This is a genomic window from Bradyrhizobium sp. 23 (genome assembly GCF_023073295.1).
Classification (GTDB): Bacteria; Pseudomonadota; Alphaproteobacteria; order Rhizobiales; family Xanthobacteraceae; genus Bradyrhizobium; species Bradyrhizobium canariense_D.
On record NZ_JADPJF010000014.1, the window covers coordinates 120654 to 121229 of the forward strand.

At 59.9% G+C, this 576-nt stretch carries 1 protein-coding gene; it reads left to right on the top strand.

Translation table 11 applies throughout. The features are described 5' to 3' along the window. Positions 1–91 precede the first annotated feature (91 nt). Positions 92–457 (top strand): nuclear transport factor 2 family protein, encoded by a 366-nt coding sequence (locus IVB32_RS02715; RefSeq protein ID WP_018455021.1) that lies wholly within the window; start codon positions 92–94, stop codon positions 455–457. Positions 458–576: the final 119 nt, after the last annotated feature.

Genomic DNA, 576 nt, shown 5'->3' on the forward strand with positions numbered 1-576 from the left:
GTAGTCGAAATGGACGAGGACAGCCAGTTGACTTTTCGACCGTCGGTCGGTATTTACCGACCAACAGTCGGTTTTATTCGTGAGGTGCACCATGCCGAGCCGTGATGTCGTCGAAGCTTTTGCCAAACGATTGGAGGACGGGGATTTCGTCGGGGCGATCCTCGACTACTACACGCCGGACGCCGCCACCTATGAAAACCAGGGCGATCCCGTGGTCGGACGCGACAAGCTCGCCGCCAAGGAGCGCGGCGTGCTGGCAGCCTTCAAGGAGGTCAAGGCGGTGCGCATTGGGCCGAGCCTGATCGAAGGGGATCATGTCGCGACGCGCTGGAGATTCAGCTTCACCAATGCCGAAGGCATCATCCGAACGTTGGATGAGATCGCATGGCAGACCTGGCGGGGCGATCAGTTGATCGAAGAGCGGTTCTATTACGATCCGAAGCAGTTGGGGCGGTGATGCCTGAAGCACAACTGTCATCGCCCGGCTTGACCGGGCGATCCAGTACTCCGAGACAGGCTTGATTGATCCGATAGGTCGCGGCGTACTGGATGCCCCGCCCCAGTGCGCAAGTGCGC